The sequence below is a fragment of the Sphingobium cupriresistens LL01 genome (assembly GCF_001046645.1).
Classification (GTDB): domain Bacteria; phylum Pseudomonadota; class Alphaproteobacteria; order Sphingomonadales; family Sphingomonadaceae; genus Sphingobium; species Sphingobium cupriresistens.
Genome location: NZ_KQ130435.1, coordinates 614,376 through 636,655, shown reverse-complemented (window position 1 = coordinate 636,655; position 22,280 = coordinate 614,376). Strand labels below are relative to the sequence as shown.

The 22,280-nt window shown below is 61.9% G+C and carries 21 protein-coding genes and 1 tRNA gene; 11 read left to right on the top strand and 11 right to left on the bottom strand.

The genetic code is table 11. The features are described from left to right. Positions 1-6 precede the first annotated feature (6 nt). Positions 7-2,652, bottom strand: a complete 2,646-nt coding sequence (gene mutS, locus V473_RS16170; RefSeq protein WP_066607166.1) for a DNA mismatch repair protein MutS — start codon at positions 2,650-2,652, stop codon at positions 7-9. Between the two features lie 138 nt (positions 2,653-2,790). Between mutS and V473_RS16165 the strand changes: the two genes are divergently transcribed. From V473_RS16165 to V473_RS16150, 4 genes are all read left to right on the top strand, one after another. Then, complete coding sequence (locus V473_RS16165; protein WP_066607556.1) at positions 2,791-5,052, top strand: NADP-dependent malic enzyme; 2,262 nt, start codon at positions 2,791-2,793, stop codon at positions 5,050-5,052. A 109-nt stretch (positions 5,053-5,161) separates the two neighbouring features. Then, entirely contained in the window at positions 5,162-5,656 is a 495-nt protein-coding gene (locus V473_RS16160; protein WP_066607163.1) for a flavin reductase family protein, read from the top strand. A gap of 160 nt (positions 5,657-5,816) precedes the next feature. Next, positions 5,817-6,797, top strand: coding sequence for a polysaccharide deacetylase family protein (locus tag V473_RS16155; RefSeq protein ID WP_066607162.1), 981 nt, complete (start codon positions 5,817-5,819; stop codon positions 6,795-6,797). After that, positions 6,794-8,008: a carboxylate--amine ligase gene (locus V473_RS16150; protein WP_066607159.1), complete on the top strand. Its 1,215-nt coding sequence runs from the start codon at positions 6,794-6,796 to the stop codon at positions 8,006-8,008. Before V473_RS16155 ends, V473_RS16150 begins: the two co-directional genes overlap by 4 nt. Here V473_RS16150 and V473_RS16145 read toward each other — a convergent pair. Continuing rightward, positions 7,977-8,528, bottom strand: coding sequence for an arsenate reductase/protein-tyrosine-phosphatase family protein (locus tag V473_RS16145; protein WP_066607156.1), 552 nt, complete (start codon positions 8,526-8,528; stop codon positions 7,977-7,979). The two genes, V473_RS16150 and V473_RS16145, sit on opposite strands and share 32 nt — an antisense overlap. A 185-nt stretch (positions 8,529-8,713) precedes the next feature. On the opposite strand from V473_RS16145, the gene V473_RS16140 reads away from it, so the two are divergent. Both V473_RS16140 and V473_RS23030 read left to right on the top strand, forming a co-directional pair. Then, positions 8,714-9,907, top strand: a complete 1,194-nt coding sequence (locus tag V473_RS16140) for a tyrosine-type recombinase/integrase (protein ID WP_066607153.1) — start codon at positions 8,714-8,716, stop codon at positions 9,905-9,907. An 85-nt stretch (positions 9,908-9,992) separates the two neighbouring features. Further along, positions 9,993-10,226 (top strand): helix-turn-helix domain-containing protein, encoded by a 234-nt coding sequence (locus V473_RS23030; RefSeq protein WP_244884447.1) that lies wholly within the window; start codon positions 9,993-9,995, stop codon positions 10,224-10,226. Positions 10,227-10,480: 254 nt separating this feature from the next. On the opposite strand, the gene V473_RS16135 is transcribed toward V473_RS23030, so the two are convergent. From V473_RS16135 to V473_RS16130, 4 genes are all read right to left on the bottom strand, one after another. Continuing rightward, entirely contained in the window at positions 10,481-11,254 is a 774-nt protein-coding gene (locus tag V473_RS16135; protein WP_066607151.1) for a TRADD-N-associated membrane domain-containing protein, read from the bottom strand. 149 nt (positions 11,255-11,403) lie between these two features. Beyond that, positions 11,404-11,637, bottom strand: a complete 234-nt coding sequence (locus tag V473_RS23660) for a hypothetical protein (RefSeq protein ID WP_148648425.1) — start codon at positions 11,635-11,637, stop codon at positions 11,404-11,406. 101 nt (positions 11,638-11,738) lie between these two features. Beyond that, positions 11,739-11,930 (bottom strand): XRE family transcriptional regulator, encoded by a 192-nt coding sequence (locus V473_RS24635; protein WP_082679161.1) that lies wholly within the window; start codon positions 11,928-11,930, stop codon positions 11,739-11,741. Between the two features lie 557 nt (positions 11,931-12,487). After that, positions 12,488-13,147 (bottom strand): Fic family protein, encoded by a 660-nt coding sequence (locus tag V473_RS16130; protein ID WP_066607148.1) that lies wholly within the window; start codon positions 13,145-13,147, stop codon positions 12,488-12,490. Positions 13,148-13,861: 714 nt separating this feature from the next. On the opposite strand from V473_RS16130, the gene V473_RS23020 reads away from it, so the two are divergent. The 4 genes from V473_RS23020 to V473_RS16115 all read left to right on the top strand — a co-directional run bounded on the left by V473_RS23020 (position 13,862) and on the right by V473_RS16115 (position 16,871). Then, positions 13,862-14,041, top strand: a complete 180-nt coding sequence (locus V473_RS23020) for a helix-turn-helix transcriptional regulator (RefSeq protein ID WP_082679159.1) — start codon at positions 13,862-13,864, stop codon at positions 14,039-14,041. After that, positions 14,038-14,613 carry a hypothetical protein gene (locus V473_RS16125; RefSeq protein ID WP_066607147.1) on the top strand — a complete coding sequence of 192 codons (576 nt, stop codon included), beginning with the start codon at positions 14,038-14,040 and terminating at the stop codon, positions 14,611-14,613. Before V473_RS23020 ends, V473_RS16125 begins: the two co-directional genes overlap by 4 nt. A 239-nt stretch (positions 14,614-14,852) precedes the next feature. Continuing rightward, complete coding sequence (locus V473_RS16120) at positions 14,853-15,353, top strand: hypothetical protein (RefSeq protein ID WP_066607143.1); 501 nt, start codon at positions 14,853-14,855, stop codon at positions 15,351-15,353. Between the two features lie 147 nt (positions 15,354-15,500). Continuing rightward, a complete protein-coding gene (locus V473_RS16115; RefSeq protein ID WP_019052503.1) occupies positions 15,501-16,871 on the top strand; it encodes an IS1380 family transposase in 1,371 nt (456 codons plus the stop codon). A gap of 1,262 nt (positions 16,872-18,133) precedes the next feature. Here V473_RS16115 and V473_RS16110 read toward each other — a convergent pair. Continuing rightward, a tRNA-Ser gene (locus V473_RS16110) sits at positions 18,134-18,225 on the bottom strand. A gap of 222 nt (positions 18,226-18,447) precedes the next feature. Between V473_RS16110 and V473_RS16105 the strand changes: the two genes are divergently transcribed. Continuing rightward, positions 18,448-19,254, top strand: a complete 807-nt coding sequence (locus tag V473_RS16105; protein ID WP_066607140.1) for a DUF1134 domain-containing protein — start codon at positions 18,448-18,450, stop codon at positions 19,252-19,254. Between the two features lie 71 nt (positions 19,255-19,325). Here V473_RS16105 and dinB read toward each other — a convergent pair whose 3' ends face one another. Genes dinB through V473_RS16085 form a run of 4 tightly spaced genes read right to left on the bottom strand, consistent with a single transcriptional unit; the run spans position 19,326 to position 22,180 of the window. Further along, positions 19,326-20,417 carry a DNA polymerase IV gene (gene dinB / locus V473_RS16100; RefSeq protein WP_066607138.1) on the bottom strand — a complete coding sequence of 364 codons (1,092 nt, stop codon included), beginning with the start codon at positions 20,415-20,417 and terminating at the stop codon, positions 19,326-19,328. 51 nt (positions 20,418-20,468) lie between these two features. Further along, on the bottom strand, positions 20,469-21,059 hold the full coding sequence (locus tag V473_RS16095) for a hypothetical protein (RefSeq protein ID WP_066607135.1): 591 nt from the start codon (positions 21,057-21,059) through the stop codon (positions 20,469-20,471). A gap of 57 nt (positions 21,060-21,116) precedes the next feature. Beyond that, entirely contained in the window at positions 21,117-21,647 is a 531-nt protein-coding gene (locus V473_RS16090) for a YceD family protein (RefSeq protein ID WP_066607131.1), read from the bottom strand. Continuing rightward, on the bottom strand, positions 21,644-22,180 hold the full coding sequence (locus V473_RS16085) for a ubiquinol-cytochrome C chaperone family protein (protein WP_066607555.1): 537 nt from the start codon (positions 22,178-22,180) through the stop codon (positions 21,644-21,646). Before V473_RS16085 ends, V473_RS16090 begins: the two co-directional genes overlap by 4 nt. Positions 22,181-22,280 lie beyond the last annotated feature (100 nt).

The following is a 22,280-nucleotide window of genomic DNA, read 5'->3' as shown; positions in this document are numbered from 1 at the left end:
CTGTCTCTAGTCGGACCGCCGCTCAGCGGCCAGTTGTTTCAATCGATATATGTGATCGAGCGCCGCGCGCGGAGACAGCGCATCGGCGTCGATCGCGTCGATCGCCGTCAGCAGCGGGTCGGGCGCGGCCTCTTCCTGCACCGCCGCCGCCGCGAACAGCGGCAGGTCGTCCAGCCCCGCCGCGATCCCGCCGGTTTTCGCCTTGCCCGCCTCCAGCCGCGCCAGCACGTCCTTGGCGCGCTTCAACACCGGCTGCGGCAAGCCCGCCAGCCGCGCCACCGCCAGGCCATAGCTGCGATCAGCCGGACCCTGCGCCAGTTCGTGCAGCAGCACCAGATCGCCCTTCCACTCGCGCGCCCGGACATGGTGCAGCGACAGCGACGGCAGCGTCTCGGCCAGCCGGGTCAGCTCGTGATAGTGCGTCGCGAACAGGCATCGGCAGCGATTGACCTCATGCACCGCCTCCACCACCGCCCAGGCCAGCGCCAGCCCGTCATAGGTGGACGTGCCGCGCCCGACCTCGTCCAGGATGACGAAACTCCGTTCGGTCGCCTGGCTCAGGATTGCGGCCGTCTCGACCATCTCGACCATGAAGGTCGATCGCCCCTTGGCCAGATTGTCCGACGCGCCGACGCGGCTAAACAGCCGATCGACCAAAGTCAGCGTAGCGGACTGCGCGGGGACGTAACCGCCCGCCTGCGCCAATATGACGATCAGCGCATTTTGCCGCAGGAAGGTCGATTTGCCGCCCATATTCGGGCCGGTGACCAGCCACAGCCGGTCGCTCTCGCTCAAACGGCAATCATTGGCGACGAAGGGCTGGCCTTCACGCCGCAACGCATCCTCGACCACCGGATGCCGCCCGCCCACGATGTCCAGGCACGGACCGGCGCCGTCTTCAACCACGAAATGCGGCCGCTGCCATCCGCCTTCGACCGCCCGTTCGGCGAGCGACGCGGCGACGTCCAGCCGCGCCAGCGCCTCGGCCGCGCGGGCGATGTCGGCCTTGCGGTCCAGCACGGCGGCGATCAACTCCTCCAGATGCGCGGCTTCGGCGACCAGCGCATGGGCGCCCGCCTGCGCCACGCGCCCGGCCTCTTCATGCAGGTCGATCGAATTGAACCGCACCACGCCCGCCAGCGTCTGGCGATGGGTAAAGCCGCTGTCGGGCGCCATCAGCGTGTCGGCGGCGCGCGCGGGCACCTCGACATGATAGCCCAGCACCCCATTATGCCGGATCTTGAGCGCGGAAATTCCGGTCTGCGCCCGATATTTCGCCTCCAGCGCGGCGATCGCGCGGCGGCCATCGCCCGCCATCCGGCGCAGTTCGTCCAGCGCGGGATCATAGCCGTCGGCGATATAGCCGCCGCTCGCCGTTTCGGTCGGCGGCGCGGGCACCAGCGCGCGCGCCAGCGCATCGACCAGCGCGCCATGGCCGTCCAGCGCCGGCAATATCCGCGCCAGCAACAGCGGCGGCTCGGCGATCCGCCCCAACCGCTCGCGCAACAACCGGGCCTCGCCCAACCCATCGCGGAGCTGCCCCAGATCGCGCGGGCTGCCGCGCCCAACCGCCACGCGCCCCAACGCCCGACCGATGTCCGGCAGCGTCCGCAACGCGCCGCGCATCTGGTCGCGCAAGGTCGCATCGTCGTGGAAGAGCTGCACCAGCCCCAGCCGCGCCTCGATCGTCGCCAGGTCCATCAGCGGCGCGGACAGATCCTGTCCCAGCAGCCGCGCGCCCGCGCCCGTCACCGTCCGGTCGATCGCGCCCAGCAGGCTGCCCGCCCGCGCGCCCGCCATGGTCGCCACGATCTCCAGGCTCTCGCGCGTCGCCGCGTCGATCGCCACATGGCCGCCGCTGGTCTTGCGCAATGGTGGGGCCAGGAAGGGCAGGGTGCCCTTGCCCGCATGATCGAGATAGGCGATCAGCCCGCCCATCGCCGCCAGCTCGGCGCGGCCGAACTGGCCGAACCCGTCCAGGGTCGCGACCCCGAACAGGCGCTTCAACGCCTCGTCCGCTCGCGCGCTCGAAAAGGCGGCGCGATCGAAAGGATGGCCATCGGCCACGCCCAGGCTCGATCCCTCCGCCACCACCGTCTCGCTCGGCCGCAGCCGCGCCAGTTCGGCGGGCAGGTCGCCGATCGGGCAGGTCATCGTTTCGAACCGGCCGGTGGAAATATCGGCGGCGGCGATGCCGATCTCGCTAGATACGTCGCCGCCGACCTGCGCCAGCGCGACCAGCATATTGTCGCGCCGGCTGTCGAGCAAAGTCTCCTCGGTCAGGGTGCCGGCGGTGACGTAGCGCACGATCGCCCGCGCCACGAGCGTCTTGCCCCCGCGCGCTTTGGCCTGCGCCGGCGTTTCGGTCTGTTCGGCGATGGCGACGCGATGCCCGCCCTTGATGAGCCGCGCCAGATAGCCTTCCGCGCTATGCACCGGCACGCCGCACATCGGGATCGGCGCGCCGCCATGTTCCCCCCGGCTGGTCAGTGCGATGTCGAGGGTTGCTGCCGCCATCTTGGCGTCGTCGAAGAACAGCTCGAAAAAATCGCCCATCCGGTAAAAGAGCAGGCAGTCCTGCGCCTGTGCCTTGAGCGTCAGATATTGCGCCATCATCGGCGTCGGGGCGGCTGTATCGGTCGAAAGGGCCATGGCCAAAGCCGATAGCCTGATCCTCCCCCCGAAACCAGCGCTTCGCCCAAGCGGCCAGAAAATTGCGCGTCTCGCACTTGCCCACAGGATAATGTTACCGCTAGGGCCGCCCTGTTGTTCCAATATATGGGTGCCGCGATGTCCGACAGATCGAATGTGGAATTTTCCGAGCGCGAGGCGCTGTTCTTCCACTCGACCGGACGCCCCGGCAAGATCGAGATCATCGCGTCGAAGCCGATGGCAACCCAGCGCGACCTGAGCCTTGCTTATTCCCCCGGCGTCGCGGTGCCGGTGCTGGCGATCGCGAAAGACCCGGCCTGCGCCTATGATTACACCGCCAAGGGCAATCTGGTCGCGGTCATCACCAACGGCACGGCGATTCTGGGCCTGGGCAATCTCGGCGCGCTGGCGTCGAAGCCGGTGATGGAGGGCAAGGCGGTCCTCTTCAAACGCTTCGCCGACGTCGACAGCATCGATATCGAGTTGAAGACCGAAGATGTCGATCGCTTCATCGAGGCGGTCGAACTGATGGAGCCGACCTTCGGCGGCATCAACCTTGAGGATATCAAGGCCCCCGAATGTTTCATCATCGAACAGACGCTCAAGGAGCGGATGAACATCCCGGTGTTTCATGACGACCAGCATGGCACCGCGATCATCGCGGCCGCCGGCGTCATCAACGCCGCGCTGCTGACCGGGCGCGAGATGAAGGACATGAAGGTGGTGGTGAACGGCGCGGGCGCCGCCTCCATCTCCTGCACCGAACTGATCAAGGCGCTCGGCGTCCCCCATGAAAACGTCATCATGTGCGACAGCAAGGGCGTGATCTATCAGGGCCGCACCGAGGGCATGAACCAGTGGAAGTCGGCCCATGCCGTCCGCACCGACGCCCGGACGCTGGCGGAAGCGGTCAGGGGCGCGGACGTGTTCCTGGGCCTTTCGGTCGCAGGCGCGATGACGCAGGATATGGTGAAGTCGATGGGGCCAAAGCCGATCATCTTCGCCATGGCCAATCCCGATCCCGAAATTCTGCCGCCCGACGCCCATGCCGTCCGCCCCGACGTGATCGTCGCCACCGGCCGGTCGGACTTTCCCAACCAGGTCAACAACGTCCTGGGCTTCCCGTTCATCTTCCGCGGCGCGCTCGACGTGCGGGCGACCGGCATCAACGAAGCGATGAAGCTGGCCGCCGCCCACGCCATCGCCAATCTGGCGCGCGAACAGGTGCCGGAGGAAGTGGCCAAGGCCTATGGCCGATCGCACAGCTTCGGCCCGGACTATATCATCCCCGCGCCCTTCGACCCGCGCCTGATGGAGGTGGTGCCCGCCGCCGTCGCCCAGGCGGCGATGGAAACCGGCGTCGCGCAAAAGCCGATCGCGGACATGGCCGCCTATCGCCAGTCCTTGAAGGCCCGGCTCAACCCGACCACCACCGTCCTCACCACCGCCTATGAAGTGGCCAAGGCCAATCCCAAGCGCGTCGTCTTCGCCGAAGCGGAAGAGGAAGTGGTGCTGCGCGCGGCGATCCAGTTCCGCGAGCTGGGCTATGGCATACCGGTGCTGGTCGGCCGCGGCGACGTGGTCGAAAAGCTTAAGGAACTGGGCGTCCGCGACCCCGAAAGCTTCGAACTGCACAACAGCGTCAATTCGCCGCTGGTGCCCGACATGGTCGACATGCTCTACGCCCGGCTCCAGCGCCGCGGCTATCTGCGCCGCGATTGCGAGCGGATGGTCAATCGCGATCGCAACATCTTTGGCACTTTGCTGGTCAAGATGGGCGTGGCCGATGCGATGATCACCGGCATGACCCGCCCCTATGCGCAGACGCTGCGCGAAGTGAAGCGGGTGATGGACCCGGCGGCCGGCCGCACCCCCTTCGGCATCCATGTCATGGTGGCCAAGGACAAGACCGTGTTCCTGGCCGACACGACGGTCAACGAACGCCCTACCGCCAGCGAACTGGCCGACATCGCGGAAGGCACCGTGGCGGTCGCCCGCCGCATGGGGGTCGACCCGCGCGTCGCCTTCCTCTCCTATTCCAATTTCGGCAATCCGCCCGGCGCCTTCCTGGAAAATGTGCGCGGCGCGGTGAAGCTGCTCGACGAACGCGCTGTCGATTTCGAATATGAAGGCGAAATGACCGCCGACGTCGCGCTCAACCCCGCCGTCATGAAAAATTATCCGTTCAGCCGCCTGTCCGGCCCGGCCAACATCCTGGTCATGCCGGGGCTGCAATCGGCCAATATCTCGGCCAAGCTGCTGCGCGAACTGGGGGGCACGTCGATGATCGGGCCGGTGCTGGTCGGGATGGAAAAATCGGTGCAGATCGCCACCATGTCGTCCAATGCATCCGAACTGCTGACCTTGGCGGTGCTGGCGGCGGGCGGCGTCGCGCTCTGATCGGGCGCGCGCCGTTCGCGGCTTACCTCCCGTCGGATATGTGTGCTTTGCACTTGCATGGTGCATGTTGCGCGCGCGAAAAGATTGATGACCCTTTCGGGAGCAAGATATGAGCGTAGCCAGTTTCGACAGTGCGACCTTCCGGCGAGTGCTGGGCCATTATCCGACCGGCGTGTGCGTCGTCACCGCGGTCGAGGCGGACGGCACGCCCGCCGCCATGGTGGTCGGTTCCTTCACCTCCGTCTCGCTCGAACCGCCGCTGGTGGCCTTCTTCCCCGCCAAAAGCTCGACCAGCTGGCCGCGCATCCAGGCGGTCGGCAAATTCTGCGTCAATGTCCTCGCCAGCGACCAGAAGCCGCTCTGTCGCCAGATCGCCGGTCCCGGTCCCGACAAGTTCGCCGGCATCGCCCATCGCGTCTCGGCCAACGGCTCGCCGATCCTCGACGATGTCGTCGCCTGGATCGACTGCACGCTCGATGCGGTGCATGAAGCGGGCGACCATGACATCGCGCTCGGCCGCGTCGTCGCGCTGGAAGTGGACCGTCCCGGCAGCCCGCTGCTCTTCTTCCAGGGCAATTACGGCGAATTTTCCCTGCTCGAATGAAGGAAGGGCGCGCGCCGCGCCGTCTCAGGGGGCATGGTGGATGACAGGGGGCGGCCCGTTTTTTCCGATAACGTCCGTTCGGACATATCGGGGAAACATTACGCCTCCTTAACCCCGCTCATCTATTGCAGGCTTGTCGCCCCCTGACCGGACCGCCCCCATGACCGCGCTGCTCATCACCATCGACACCGAACTGTCTTCTGCGCTGCACCATCGGGGCGTCAGCCTGGCGGACAATGTGGATCGCTCGATCTGGGGACTGGCGCAGGGCAGGCCCTATGGCATCGGCTGGCAGATGGACCTGCTCGAACGCCATGGCCTCAAGGGCGTCTTCTTCCTCGATCCAATGCCCGCGCTTGTCCATGGTGCCGCTTTTCTGGCCCCGATCGTGGGCGCGATCGTCGGGCGCGGACATGAAGTGCAGATGCACATCCACAGCGAATGGCTCACCTGGGCGAAGGACTCGCCCGTCGGCGGCCGGCAGGGCCGTAATATCGGCGATTTTTCGCTCGCCGACCAGATCGTCCTGCTGGGCCTCGCCAAACAATGGCTGGAACAGGCGGGGGCGCCCGCCATCACCGCTTTTCGCGCCGGCAATTTCGGCGCCAATGACGATACGTTGCGCGCGCTGGCGACGCTCGGCCTCGCTTGGGACAGCAGCGTCAATCCCGCCTATCTCGGCCGCGAATGCGGCATCACCGCCGATCCCGCGCAGATCGGCGCGACACGATCGCAGGGCGTCGCCGAACTGCCCGTATCCGGCATCGCCGACCGCCCTGGCGGTTTCCGCCCGGCCCAAATCTGCGCCATGTCGGCCGCCGAAATGCGCGCCGGGATGCGCCACGCCGTGGGCGAAAGGCATGACGCCTTCGTCGTCGTCACCCATAGTTTCGAAATGCTCTCACGCGACCGCCAGCGCCCCAACCGCGCCGTCATGGCCCGGTTCGAGGCGCTGTGCCGGCAAGCCGCCCACCTGCCCGACATGCACGGCGCGGGCTTCAACGACCTCCCCGCCGACCTCGCCGACCGCCCGGCGCGCAGCCTCAGCCGGGCCGCGCCCAGCCAGTGGCGCACTGGCCTGCGCATGGCGGAGCAGGCCTGGGCGACCTGGCGCTACGAACACCGGCTGGTGCCTGCGTGACCGCGTTTCCGGGCGTTCTGCTTCTGGGTATGGAAAATGCGATCGCCCTGACGGTCGTGCGCGAACTGGGCGGCCATGGCGTGCCGGTCCATGGCATCGCCCGCAGCGCGACGTCGATCGGGGCGGCATCGCGCCATTGCGCCGACTGGACGATGCGCCCGGCTGGCCCGATCGCCGACTGGCTGCCCGGCCTGATCGCCCGCACCGGCGCGCGAGCGGTGCTGGCGATTTCCGAATCCGACCTGATCGAACTGGCCGCCCTGCCGCCGATGATCGGCGACTGCCATCTCCTCGTCCCCCGGCCCGAGCCGCTGGGCCGGGTGCTCGACAAGCTGCAGACGCTCCATGCCGCCGCGGTCGCCGGGCTGCGCGTGCCGCAGACATGGCAGCCGCGTGCTGGCGAGGATTTCGCCGCCCGCGCCGCCCAGATGCGCTATCCGCTCGTCGCCAAATGGGCCAATCCGCCGGACATCATGGCGGTGCTGGCGCAGGCGGGGCTGGAGTGGATCAAGACCGACTATGTCCGCACGCCTGACGAACTGGTCGCGCTATTGCACCGCTATGCCCCGGTCGGCCGCTGGCCGCTGATCCAGCAATATTGCCGCGGCGTCGGCCTTGGCCAGATGCTCTACATGCAGGACGGACAGGCGACGCTACGCTTCCAGCATCGCCGCCTGCACGAATGGCCGCCCGAAGGCGGCGTATCGACCCTGTGCCGCGCCGAGCCTGCGGATGCGCATGGCGCGCAGATGGCGCTCTCGGAAAAGCTGCTGCGCGCGCTCGATTGGGAAGGGCAGGCGATGGTCGAATATCGCTACGAGCCCGACAGCGGCCGCTACTGGCTGATGGAAGTCAATGGCCGCTTCTGGGGCAGCCTGCCGCTCGCGCGCCATTGCGGCGCCGATTTCGCCTGGGAAGCCTATCGCCGCAAGGTGCTGGGCCGGACCGATGTCGCCCCCCCGCCGCGCGACGATGTGCGCGCGCGCTACATGGTGCCGGAAACCAAGCGGCTGGCGCGCGTCCTGCTGGCGCCCGGCCGCATCGGCGATCCCTTCTTCCGCCGTCGCCCGCTATTCGACCTCGCCAGCTATCTGCTCGCCTTTTTCGACCCGCGTGCTCGCTACTATGTCTTCAGCGGTTCCGACGTGGGGCCTTGGCTGCGCGACATGGGACAGATCGTCAGGAAAGCCGTGCGCCGGGAAAGGCGCTGACCAGCGCGCCGATCGCCCGATCGATCCGCGCCAAGCAGGTCGCCATATAGCGGTCGTCCAGCCCGTAGGGGTCATGCAGATGCGGCAGCATCGGCCGGGTCCAGCACCCCAGCAACAGGCGCGGCAGATCGGCCAGGCGCGGATCGGCGGCCAGCCGATGCAGTTGCCGCACCTCCATCGCCAGCAACAGGTCGCCTGCTTGCGGCACATAATCCTTCAGGTCGATCGCCTTATGGTCCGACAGGTCATGGCCCAACGCTCGCGCCGCCACGATCGCGGCGTCATGCGCGGCCCGCCCGGTGGTGGTGGACAGGCCGACGGACGCCGTGTTCAACCCGGCCTGCCGGCCCGCGACGTCGGCAAAGGCGCTGCGACAGATATTGCCCTGGCACACGAACACCAGCCGCCGCACCTGCGCCGGATCGGGCGCGCGGCTGGCCGACTGGCCGAGCAAGAGCTGCGGATAGGAAAGGGCGAGGCGGAGAAGCCCGCGAAAGGTGCCGAAGCGGGATCGGATCAACGCGCGGACCCTGTAAAAATTGGCGGAGACGGAGTCCTTCTAACTTCTGTCCGTCTATATTCAAGAGAGTTCATAAAGCCCCTAAATTCTTGCACTTATACTCAGTTTATGTCGCCGTTGTCCGTTGACGTTCAGCCAAAACCGCGATCAAGTGTGGGGCTAAATGTGGTAACGGAGTCAGGGTAGTGGGTAGTTTAACGGTCTTGCAGGTTAAGGCAGCAACCAAGCCCGGTCGCTACGTCGATGGCGAGGGTTTGATGTTAGTCGTAAAGCCGGGCGGCGCAAAGACATGGCAGCTTCGCATTCAGGCAAATGGCAAACGTCGCGATTACGGCTTGGGATCGGCTAGCATTGTCAGCCTCGCAGACGCCCGTGAACGTGCCTACGAGATGCGAAAGCAGGTGAGGGCGGGGGATGATCCCGTCGCGCTGAAAGAGGCCGCACGCAAAATCAAAGCCACCGTTCCCACATTCGAGGTTGCCGCACGCGATCTCCATGAGGAGCGTAAAGCGGGTTGGCGAAATGGCAAACACAGAGACCAGTGGCTTTCATCGCTAGAAGCATATGCCTTCCCTGCGATCGGATCGACACCGGTTGACCGTGTTAACGTGGCTGACATTCGAGACCTTTTAGCCTCAATCTGGCTGGTCAAGCCGGAAACAGCACGTCGGGTATTGCAGCGCACTGTCACCGTGTTGGATTGGGCGCACGCGAAAGGACATCGGCCGTCAGAAGCACCCGTTCGGGCGGTGCGAGCGGGTCTCGGCCGACAAACCAAGACAGATAGCCATTTTTTGGCGCTTCCTCATGATCAGGTTGCAGACTTGATGAAAGATTTGAAGGAATCAGACACAGCGGGTCGGTTGGCCTTACGCTTTCTCATATTGACGGCCGGGCGATCGGGAGAGGTTCGTGGCGCGAAGTGGAGCGAGATTGATTTTGATAAGGCTTTGTGGACTATTCCGGCCGAACGGATGAAGGCAAAACGCGAGCATGTCGTGCCGCTTTCGTCTGCTGCCTTGGAGGTGCTACGGATAGCTTTAACTCTGCGACGTGGTGGCGAGGACGTCGTGTTTCCGGGAATGAAAGGCCAGCCTCTCAGCGATATGACTCTGACCAAGGTATTGCGCGTTGCGCTGCCCGGAAGCAGTTGGACCGTCCACGGTTTCCGATCAAGTTTCCGGGATTGGTGCGCCGAATGTACCGGCTATCGAAGCGAGGTGGCTGAGTCCGCGTTGGCCCACACTATACCAAATAAGGTCGAGGCGGCCTATCGTAGGACCAATTATCTCCAGCTTCGTACAACACTTATGGCTGACTGGGCTGTTTATCTCGGAGAAGGTCCGGTGACGGCGATCATATCGCCCAAGACGACATAATGCATAATCACTGAGTGATTACGCAGAGTGGAAGTGCGCGCTCAATCCGTTTCTCTATAGTCTCATTTCAAAGGAGACAGATAACGTGACCAATTTGAGTCTGCAAAGTTCGAAGTCGGGCGCTGCCAATGACGATGGACAACGACGGATTGCTTATAGCATCGCTGAGGCCGCTAAGCTGACGGGCTTGGGGCGGACAACCCTCTATAGCCTTTTGGGCAACGGTCGGCTTGCTTCTGTGAAAATAGGTAACCGGCGCTTGATCCATAGTGCTGCGTTAGAACGGCTGGTCAGCGGTGAACCGGGCGTGCATTGTTGAGCGAAACCTTGCTGGCCCCGCCGAACTGCGTTCGGTCCAGCGGGGTGAGGGACATTTAAGACGGGTGGGTATGAGCTTGCAAATGGTCGGGCGATTGCTCGGACATGCGCAAACGGCGACGAGCAGCCCGCTATCTCCACCTTTCGGCAACGCCCATTCAAGCAGTAATGACGCGATCGGCGTAAAATTAGGACGCCTACCCATCTTAATAAAATTGCGGCGGCAACTGGCTCAAGAATCGGCGAGAGCACCGCCTAGGTCTCTTTCATCTCGTCTGGACTGGCGACTGAGCCGACCTTTGTGTCATATAAGCGCAGCAAATTTGCGGACAGGGCTAGCCTCGCTTTGTCACGCATCTCGTTTGAGCTTTCTATGCCCTCAAGGATATTGATTGACATGCCGACAGCGTTGATGCGTTCCAGCACGTTTACGTAGCCTTTCGCCTGCGACATAGTAGACCGGAATATTAAGAGGATGGTGCCTCCGATTATCTGAATGACGACACCGGCCAGAGCGGCGAGAGCAGCCGGTTCAATCTTGTTCGGATCGTTCAGCGACTTCCACACCCCAAGGCCAATGAAGCCCATTCCAATAAGCATCACGAAAGCGGTGAGATAGAAAATGGAAGACACCTGACGAAGATTCCGGTCGAGGTAGCTCTCTAGCTTCTCCTGCGCCAGCAACCACGCCAGCTTTGGCTTGTCAGGCTCGTTTTTAACTCGTTCTTCGAGGTCATTGACGGCCTGATTTTTGTCCCGCTGTTTTCGGTAGTCATAACTGGCCGTTGCGCTCGCCAGCGTCACGACAGCAAAGAATATAATCCCAATCCCTGCAAACAGTGCGTTGTGGGGTAAAACTTCACCAATACTAGCTACGACAACGCCGCCGCCTATTAAGAAGGCAGGCGCACTGACGAAAGCCAATTGCTGCTCGCGCCGAGTCCCACGATCTATGATCTCAAAGACACTTGAGGCTGATTCCAGTGATACCCCCAGGGCTGAGCCGCTAAAATTCGTGATAATCGACAAATCGGCTCCCCCGTCCCAAAACTTCGATTAATCTACATCGTCTCGACGGTTTTGCCAGTGGCGATCCTTTTTCACAAAGTCCCTCGGACAGGGCGATCATGGTCGACAGCTAATCCCCTTCGCCGAGCAAAATCTCGACTACCTCCCTATTACCGGGACAATTTCACCGGCCCGTTAATAGCCTCTGTGCCGCAATTCTGGCAGGTGAATTTCGCGCTTTCAGCATGGCCTCCATTAAGGTGAAACGGCCCCGCGATGTTCACTTCAGTGCTATCAATTTTCCAATTATTATGCGCTGGATTTTCTGTTTCCTGCCACCAAGCCGACCCTTTGATGCCACATGCACATGTGATTTCACGCTCCAGCGTTTCCATCTTCGCCATGAGACCCTCCCTCATCTTAGTTGGGAACATATTTAGATGCCGATATTAAAGCAGCATCTAGAAGTAAAAAGGACGCCGAATAAATCCGGCGTCCCTCTCGCTCAAAATGGGAATGATCCCTGGACCGGCGGAACGCCTGGGTGTCGGTATCCGCGCATGACTTCGGATACCCGTCCCTGGTTCACTCCGCACAACGCTGCCGCTTGATGTTGATAGAGGCCACGAACCTCGATCAAGTAGCGAATATGCGCCGCCATCTCAGCCGATATGGCTGGGGAACTTCGTCGTTCCATTCGTCCTGTTCCTTCGAATGAACGATGGAACGCGGTTGACAATCAACGCGAGCAGGCACAAAACATTCGTGCTGCAGCAAATTCCAACCGCGTCCATCGTGGTTGCTTCTTTCGAGCCCGAGGTGTTCCACCACCTCGGGCTCATTTCGTTATGAACGCTGAAACAAATGAGTCAAAGGGTAAATGCGTTTTTAACGGTCACACAGCCACTTCCCTGTGTGTAACCTACCCTTGACACCTAAAAATTTCTTTTCGAGCCTCATGGCTGCTCTAAGGCTGCAGAATGGCTGTCTTCAGATGCCATTGCGTCACCGTAATCGTACGAAACGAGAACAAGCCGGTCTCATGCGGTTGCATAGGGGCGCATAGGGACTCACTCACCACCGGGTGAACCTATAATTTCCCCGCTGCAATACGCCGTCTATCGCTCATAGCATGTCCGCCGAATGCATTTCATTTTTCCTCAGAATGGAGATAGGTCGGTCCGATCGTGTACGGCGGGAATGCGCACCGGCCTTTTAATGGGAAGTCGCGATATCGAGATATCTACATGTCGCCTATTCTGAGGGTGTCACCGGCACCGTAGACAATTGCTGCACCAGCAGGCCGCCGACAAACGCAATCATTGGACCTAGCTCAGGCTCGCCGGTTGCGGCATAGGCCTCGTCTGCCACTTTCAACGCGGACTGATATTCATCGCGGTTCTGCATGATTAGATCGATGACCGTTGGACTGCCAGGCAGGAAGAATCCAATTTTCAGGCAGATACATGCGTAGCAGAACGCTCGTGCCGATCGCCCGTTGCCATTCTTAAAAGGATGCACCCAATTCACCACCCATAGAGCGTATGCCCCTATGTTGACCGCGTCCGCTTCACGCCATTGGGCTTCTATCAATTGAAAGAAGCGAGTCATGTGTGTAGCTACTTCATCGTGCGATGGCGGCATGTGCACCACCCTACCGTCCTGCGTAGCAACGTGCACTTGGTCAGTCCGGAATTCCCCCGGATGATGCAGCAAAAATAGGGTCGCCGTTCGATGGAATTCCCGGAGAACATTTACATTGGGACCGACCAAGCAGCCCTTTTCATCAATGCCGTGGTTGTGAGTAAGCAGCCGAACCAGCGCCTCGATGACATTCACCTGATTCGAATAGTTGAGCACTTCGATCGCGTGGGCAGCTTCGCCGTTAATTAAATCCCAATTGTCGTCGATCACCGCGCCGCCCCTAAATACACAAAAGCCCGACCAATTGGCCGGGCTTATAGGGTGCAAATCTTAATTTCAACTACGTGGCACTACCTTCAAATTCGTCTAGCAACGTTTCGACCTTCTCCTTGGTCAGGGTAGAGGTGTGGCCGCGCATGCCATAAACCAAACTAACGCGCTGGCTACGGCGCTCTGTCGGCGTCATCTTGTGATTCCGCGCGCGGTCAATCAGGTCGGTTAGTTGAGCGTTTAGAGACACGTCTCTCACTCCTCGTTAAACAGTTCACCCACTCTACAACGGATCGGTTAACGGTCCGTTCCAGGGAGCAAACTGGATGCAAAGCATCTAGTTGGAACTGGGTTTCGCCTTATCAACAGTTTTTCACGCATCCTGCAATAGGCCGGCGCGCAGACCGCCTTAAAAAAGCAAAGTCAAGTCTTGACTTGCGAAAGAGGCAGCAAATCGCGAAGCACTAGATATAGGCACGCTCTCAAGGCCTTGACCATTAAGTGGCGGAAAACTGGCTCGACCGCCCGACCTTCTTGTGGCTGCCTGACCCTGTCAGGCTTCAATCGTTGCGTCCCTAATTTCGTCGCGGCTCCGGCTATCGATAATGCAAGGAAAATTTCGCGCCGGTTCACGCTCCACCACGTCATATCTAGCCTAAAAAAGCAGGATCGCGCCTGATATTGCTCGGTCTATCGACAACAAAGGATGCCACCATGAGTGAGATTTTTGTGAACGAGCGTGAAGCAGCAACTCGGCTGGGATTGGCACCGGCCACATTGAGTAGATGGCGGTGGGCTGGCAAAGGTCCGCTAGCACGAAAGTTCGGCGGCGCGGTGCGTTACGCGGTCAGTGACCTCAACCAGTTTGCTGAAAATGCGGGTGAGCGGTCATGAGCGCGGGCGGAACGGATCAAAACGGTGGCTGGGAGAGCCATCAATACGAAGATGGCAAAATGATCTGGGGCCGTCCGGGCGACGAAGACGAAATGTGGGGCGATGACGCCTCCATTGTGCACGGTCCTGAGGCATATGAGACAGTGGGCCTGGGTGCTGTCAGCGTCTTGGACCTCTATCCCGGTGATAACGCATACGATGCAATGCATCGGACAAAGCGCCTTCTTGCCCGATTAGAGAAGCATACAGGGCAACGCGGATGCGTCCGGCGGGAGAGCTTCATTCCGAATGCGAGCAGCCGATTGTTGGTAACGGGATTGAAACCGGGCTCAAGCGGTCGACTATCGACGTGGATCGATTTGGAAGTGGATGAGTCTCTTTTTCTAGGATCTTCCTTGAACGACGCCGATGAAAAAGCAGCAGGCCGGATTGCCCGATACCTTGAGCGCCGTGGTCACGGCCGGTTTATCGTTTTCTTGGACACCGAAGACTTGATGTGGGTGAAGCGGGTAGAGTTAGCGTCAAAAGTGGCCGACTTGGCTAGTCCGGCGGGCCTGCTCACGGTTGGGTGACGATTCAGGCTGGGATGGTCCATCCGCTCCAACCTCCCTTTCAAAGAGAAAAAGGCGAGTGAGGTTCTCCTGTAACAAAATGAAGTTCTTAAATTTATACCCCTTCAGTTTGTATATTACTGTTTTATATATATATTTTTCGATTATCTGCCTCTCCTCCTCCTCCTCCAAAAAAAAGATAATATATAGGGAAGGGGTGTAAAATTAAGAACTTCGTTTTTGTATAGAGTAAACTCCCCATGCCTTTTCCTCGCCCTGACGACCTTCAAACAGTGTATGATCTGGAAATTGATCAGGAATGCCGCCTATCGCCTGCCGAGGGGGAAACGGTAGAGCGAGCGTTTCAACGACTGAAGCTCCGCACGGCCAAATATGCTAGCAAAGATCGCTACTACCGATTGAAGATAGAAGATAATTTCATCTTCATTCAAAGGATAAAAAAGGAATTTCGTGGTAAGCTCTGCGATTTTCTTAAAATGAAGCCGGGAACTCAAATTCTTCTTAAAACAAAACCTACAGACAGTGACGTTACGAAAGCACGTAATAAGGCTCAATATCTTGGTGGTTACAACTTCTCTACCAAGCGTGATAGGAAAGGTTACTACGAAGCGCATAAGGACAGAATAGGCAGGCTGGTTATAATTTGCAGTATGTCGGCTATGGGGGAATATGACGAGCAGCTCTCTGACAGTTGGTGGAACTGGCCGATGACGCAACTTTGGGAAGGAGAGTGGAAATGAAATGCGCTCCCGCGGTCCCAGGATGCCTTTATAACCCCTAGCCCGTCTTATTCAGCGGTGGGGCTTTGAGGGTTGGCGGGAGTGGCGTAAGCCTTTGGCTTGCTGTAGGAAATTGGATGTCTAGACCAACCTGCAGCGAGGCAAAAAATGCCACAGGCCACACCCGCCGAGAGCCACGATAGCGCGGCGGTGATTTCGTTTCCAGCGGTGTTGCGCAAGAAGGTGACGGGCGCCTTCGACGGAGGGCGACTGACCTCGGACGGTGGTGTAGTGCTGCTGGCCCAGGCCGAGCGGGAGATGGGTATCTGCAAGCGCCTTGCCGCCTGCATCGCCGACCCGCGCGACCCTGCGCGGGTGATCCATAGAGTGGATGATATCCTGCGGGCGCGGGTTCTGGCGATCGCCTGCGGCTACGAGGACGCCGACGACCTCGACGCCCTGCGTGACGATCCGGGGTTTCGCCTGGCGCTGGGTAAGTCGCCGGAGGCAGGGGTCGGTCTGGCGAGCCAGCCGACGATGAGCCGGTGGGAGAACGCCCCGACCACGCGCGAACTGGCACGGATGATGATTGCGATGGTCGGCATCTACTGCGCCAGCTATTCCAAACCGCCCAAAGCGGTGACGCTGGATATCGATGACACCTGCGACGTCGTGCACGGCTACCAGCAACTTTCGTTCTGGAACGGTCACCATGGCGAGCGATGCTTTCTGCCGATCCACGTGTACGATACGGCGACGGGCCGCCCCGTCGCCATGCTGCTGCGCACCGGCAAGACGCCCTCGGGTGCGGAGGCCGCCGGGCACATCCGGCGCCTCGTGCGGCATATCCGCCAGCATTGGCCCGCTACGCACATCACCGTCCGTGGCGACGGGCATTATGGCAGGCCCGAGGTCATGGCCTTCTGCGAGGCACATGGCATCGACTATGTCTTCGGCCTTCCCACCAACGCCGCCCTGCGTGCCAATCCCGACATCGTGGCCGCCGCCGATGCCTGTGCCGTCCAGCGTGCCGAGGAAAACCGGGTGGTGCTGCGCAGCTATGCCGAAATCCGTTATGGGGCGAAAAGCTGGAAGTGTCAGCGCCGCGTCGTCGCCCGGATCGAAGCCAGCACCTTGGGCATGGACATCCGCTACGTCGTCACTTCCCTGGCAGAAGGCTCGGCCGAGCACATCTACGACAGCCTTTACTGCGCCCGTGGTCAGGCCGAAAACCTGATCAAGCGGCACAAGAGCCAGCTCAGCAGCGATCGAACTTCATGCCGATCGGCCAACGCAAACCAGATGCGGCTGATCCTGCATACCGCCGCCTATTGGCTGATGTGGCGCATCCAGCAGGCGATACCCAAGACAAGCGCGCTCGCCGCCGCCGAGTTCGCCACGCTGCGCCTGCGGCTCCTCAAGGTCGCCGCCCGCGTGATCGAAACCGCAACCCGCATCCGCATCGCCTTCGCGTCAGCCTGTCCCGAGGCCAGCACCTTCCGGGCCATTGCGGCCGCCTTCAGGCCTGCCCCGACATAGCCGCCCCGGCCGCACGTCAGAACCGCTCCCTCCAACTCGCAAGCCTATCAAATATCCGCGGTGAAATAGACGCAGCGAAATCCCTCGTCCTGATCACATACAGGCTGGCACCGAAAAACGCGGACCGCCGAAGCGAACAACGTCACGAATAATCCGGGCTAGGAGCCTCGCTGAGCGCGAAATGAAGTTTTTGGCCCCAATGTGGCTGATGAGCCTCTATCGCGACTCACGGGGGCTCCTGGAGGATTCTACGGCTGTTTTATCATTGCCGCTCTTGTGATTATTGAGTTTCGTCGATTGCTCCGATCGAGCCGGTCGCGGGGGCAAATCCCTTCCTGCGCCAAGGCCATGAGAAAGCGCGCGGGATTGACACAAGGCAAGGTGTTAACGCCATCTGATGGATGGATGGTTTCGTGGATGGCACGCGACGTATTGAGCAGACGTGCGCCACCAACGTCGGGAAGGGCGGCGTTGGAGAGTGATTGCCTGCAATCTCAACCCAGCGGTTGGAAAATTGCAAAAATAGCATCTCAGGCCAGCGGCCCCTATTGCCTAAGTCTGCAAGTTATCCCTCAAATAGGTGTGTTACCCTTGATCAATGCGACCGATCCGGCATAGATAAGCCCGTCGTTCCGATCTTGATCGGTAGGAGCGACCCGCAACGTGCGGGCGAACACAGGTCCTCGACTTCGGTCGGGCGGCCTGCCGAATATAATACCTTCGGGGAATACGCAGGGCGCGTGTTCACCTGTGTTCGACGTGCGATCAACCGTCCCGACTACCGGGCGGAGCGGCGAACGCAGGGGTGCGTCTTATGGAATTTGTTATCATCTGGGTTGTGCTCGCGGGCGTGGTCGCGGTCGTAGCGAACTCAAAGGGCTTCGATACATTCGCGTGGTTTCTTTATGGGGTATTGCTATTCCCCATCGCGTTAGCCCATGCCATTGTGAAGCCAGCCGTTGCGCGAAACGTCCATCAATCAGAACAAAGCGATAAGAAATGCCCTCAGTGCGCGGAACTCATTAAGGCGGAAGCGGTGGTCTGCCGTTACTGCCAGAATCGCGATCTCCCACCGGTGGAGCAAGTTCTTGTCAGCCAAATGCGCCCCCAACCGACTACTTGGCAGCGGCTATGGTGGAACCCTCACACTCGCAAATAACTAAAAGCACATATGGTGCAAACTGACTGTGGGAACAACTGTGGGGCTGCTTGGCAGCCCCACGTTCTTTTCCGCGCCATTTCAAGCGGTTAAAAAAAGAAAGTGGCGGAGACGGAGGGATTCGAACCCTCGGTGGCCCCTTAAGGCCACGACGGTTTAGCAAACCGCTGGTTTCAGCCACTCACCCACGTCTCCGCACGAAATTTGCCCACCCAGACAGGAAAGCAATGGCTGGCAGGGGCTATAGCGAGGGCTTTGCAGCATGGCAACGGGCTGTTTGCGGAATTTTTCGCCGTCTTTCCTCTTTCGTTCCGGCGCGGAATCGACTCAGGTCGCCGTTCGTTCATTGTCGTTTCAGCTTGCTGGTCGCAATGCCATGATATGACATTTAAGCGGGCTTTTCGGGGAGTATCGGGCATGATCGGCATCAACGGGCAGATAGGGGGCCGTATCGCGCGCGCCACGGCGCTGGTCGCGGCGCTCGCGGGCATGGCGCTGACGCCGATCGCCGCCTCGGCGCAGGTCAAGACGATCGATCCCAATACGGCGATCGATTCCGACCTCGCGCCGCCGCCGCCGGTCAATAGCGTGCCGACCGATCCCGGCGTCGACAGCAGCGTCAATCAGGGCGTCAGTCCCGGCGTCACCCCCTATGAAGCGCCAGCCGGCAGCGCCGCCGGCAACACCGCCACCGGCGCGCCGGTGACGAGCAATTCGCCGCCTGCCGCCCTTTCGCCCGCCGAATCCTATCAGGAAGACGACCTGATCGGCGCGGCCGAAGGCGTGTTCGGCAAGGGCGCCGAAGGCCTCGCGGGCCTCATCGAAAAAGTGCTGAAGGATCAGGGCCGCCCCAACGCCTATATCGCCGGTCGCGAAGCGTCGGGCGCCTTTGTCGTGGGCCTGCGCTACGGTTCGGGCACGCTCAACCATAAGGTGGAGGGCAAGCGCGAAGTCTATTGGACCGGCCCGTCGATCGGCTTTGACGTCGGCGGCAATGCGGCCAACACCTTCGTCCTCGTCTATAATCTCTACGATACCCAGGATCTCTACCACCGCTTCCCCGCGGCGGAGGGCACCGCCTATCTGGTCGGCGGCTTCACCGCCTCCTATCTGCGCTGGGGCAATGTCGTGCTGATCCCCATCCGCCTGGGCGTCGGCTACCGCTTGGGCGTCAATGCGGGCTATATGAAGTTCAGCGAAAAGCGCACTTGGCTACCCTTCTAATCCTCCCCGGTACGGGGAGGGGGACCGCCGCCGCAGGTGGTGGCGCAGGGGGCGCGCCACCCGCTCACCCCTTATAAGCCCAGCGCCAACTGCCCGCCCTGCGCCTCGCCCCCTTCTTCCCCCTCCAGATTATGCACCCCCAACCCCAGCAGCCGCGCGCCCATGCGCAGCGGCAGTTGCGCGACCAGCAATTCCCGCCCGGCCTGCGCCAATATGTCGGGCGACCGCACCGGCGTCGAAAAACTCCGTGACCGGGTGATGATGCGGAAATCGGCGAACTTCACCTTCAACACCACGGTCCGGCCCCAGGCCTGCGCCTTTTCGATCCGGGTCCACAGGCTCGCCGCGATCCGCTCGATCTCCGCCACCAGCGCCGCCTCCTCGACCAGATCGTCGAAGAAAGTGTCCTCCACGCTCACCGACTTGCGGCCCTCCCGCTCGCGCACCGGCCGGTCGTCTTGCGCCCGCGCCGCGCGATAATAATAGTCGGCTGCGCTGCCGAAATGCGTCTGCAGAAACCGCATGTCCCGCGCCCGCAGGTCCGCGCCCGTTTCGATCCCCAGCGCCTGCATCCGCTTGGCCGTCACCGGTCCCACGCCATGGATGCGCCGCACCGGCATCGCCGCGATGAAGGCCGGCCCCTCGCTCGGCCGCACCACGCACACGCCGTCGGGTTTGTTCTGGTCCGACGCCAGCTTCGCGATCAGCTTGTTGTAGGACACGCCGGCCGACGCGGTCAGGCCGGTTTCCGCCCGGATCATCCGCCTGATCTCTTCGGCGATCTGCGTCGCCGATGCGATGCCCGGCTTGTTCACCGTCACGTCCAGATAGGCTTCGTCGAGCGAGAGCGGCTGGACGATGTCGGTAAAGCGGCTGAAAATCTCCCGCACCTGCCCCGACACGGCGCGATAGACGTCGAAACGCGGCGGCACGAAGATCAGGTCGGGGCAGAGCCGCCGCGCCCGCGCGCCCGGCATGGCGGATCGCACGCCAAATGTGCGGGCTTCATAGCTGCATGTCGCCACCACGCCGCGCGGGCCGCCCCCGCCCACCGCGATCGGCAATCCACGCAACGACGGATCGTCGCGCTGCTCCACCGACGCATAAAAGGCGTCCATGTCGACATGGATGATCTTGCGCAGCGGCGGCGGCGAGGCGTCCATGCCGTCGCCTATGCCATAATCAGGAACGAAAGGGAAACAGACTCGGCCGCCTCAATCCTGCACGCGCAGATTGTCGAGCAACGTCTCCAGATGGGCGCGGCTGATCCGGCTCCACACATTATAGGTGCAATGCTGTCCGCCGATCCGCAGATAGGCGAGCGAATGAAGCCCTTTGCCGTCCGCATTGTCTGCCGGATAGGGCTCCGCGCCGACCACGCCATAACCGGCAAAGGCAGGATGGGGCAGCGTGGGCAGATCGCGCATATAGGGCCATTGCCGCGTCAGCCGCGCCCGCTGCGCTGCATCCGGCTCGGCATCGATCGCGATTGTCCCCGGCCCGGCGAAGCCATAGGCGCTGCGCACCCCCGGCAGGTCGAATGCGACCGCCCAGCCGCCGCTAAACTGCGCGGCGCGCGCCTTGCCCGCCGCGCCGCCGTCGGACCGCAGCGCCAGCGGCGCGCATTGCGTCCGATTTTCTGCCACATCCCACTGGACCCGCGCGACATCCGCGCCGATCAGTGGCGAAGACGCAGGCGCGGCGGGTGGCGCCGGTCCATCGGACGATAGTGGTTTGGGGGACGCCGGGGGCGTCACCGGCGGCGGGGCGCACCCACCCGCCATCATCGCGGTCATCAGAATCATGCGTCTCATGGCAAGAGGGACGCACCAGTCTATGCGCGGTTCCCTATTCCCGTTTCCCTAATCCTTGTCCTTCAGGCCCAGCAACACGGCGAAAGGGCTGGCCTGCTCCTCGCTCAGCACGCCGGCCTCCTTCAGATAGGCGTCCGCGTCCGGCGCGCGGGGGAAGGGGGTCATCGCCAGCGCCATCGTTTCGGCCACCGCTTCGCCCATGTCGATCACATGGCCGTCATAGCCGATCGTATCGCAATCCTCCGCATCCAGCTCCAGTTCGTCGGCCGCCTGCGCTTCCTCGCTCTCGACCACGAAGCGCAACACGAAATCGCTGTCGATCGTTTCGGGCACCGGCACGCCGGTCGCGACGCAGGGCTGGGCCAGCTCCGCGCGCACTCGTCCGCGCGCGACGATCGCGCCATCCTCCATGGCGACATTATAATCGGCCTCCAGCCGATCGAGCGCCGACAGCCCGAATCGCAGCGCCAGCGCGTCCCGCTCCGGCTGCTTGGCTGCGATATGCAGCTTGCCCGCCAGCCGCGCGATCTGATCGACCTTGTGGGTGCGCGCAAATTCGGGGTTGGGGTTGATGGTCATCCGATATCTCCCGTCAGCATCGCGTCGCGCGACACGCAGCCCAGCCGCGTCCAGCGCGCCCGCAGCGCGCCTTCGACATGGTTGATCGCGCCGTCGTCCACCGCCGCGCCACGATAGAGGTTGCGCCGCAGCGCGTCGGCAAGATCGGGGGCCAGGCCGGCCTCCCCGGTCAGCGCCGCGCGATAGGCGCTGATCCGCCCGCCCAGCGCGCTCATCATCCGCCCGATATGCTTGCCGACCACCACATCGCCAATGCCTTCCTGCCGCAACTGCCCGTCCATGTCGTCGACGAACAATTCGGTCAGCCACACGCTGTCCTGCGCGCCATTCTGCTGCTCCAGCCGGATCAGCACCTGCGCCAAAATCGCGACGATCATGTCGAATCGCCCGTCCAGAGTGTCCGGCACCGCGCCCTCGACATACCAGTGCGGCTGCCGTCCCTCCCGGATCACGGCGTTATAGAGCGGGCGCAGCCCCTCTTTGGGATCGGTGCGGCCAAAGAGGCGCTGGAGGAAGGAGGGGGAAGCGGACATCGGGCAACAGCTTTTCGTGACGGATCGGACGGCGACGCGCCGTCCGATGTTTTGCGCCCCTTGCCGGGGCTTGCGCATTTCCATATTGATCGCTGCGTCG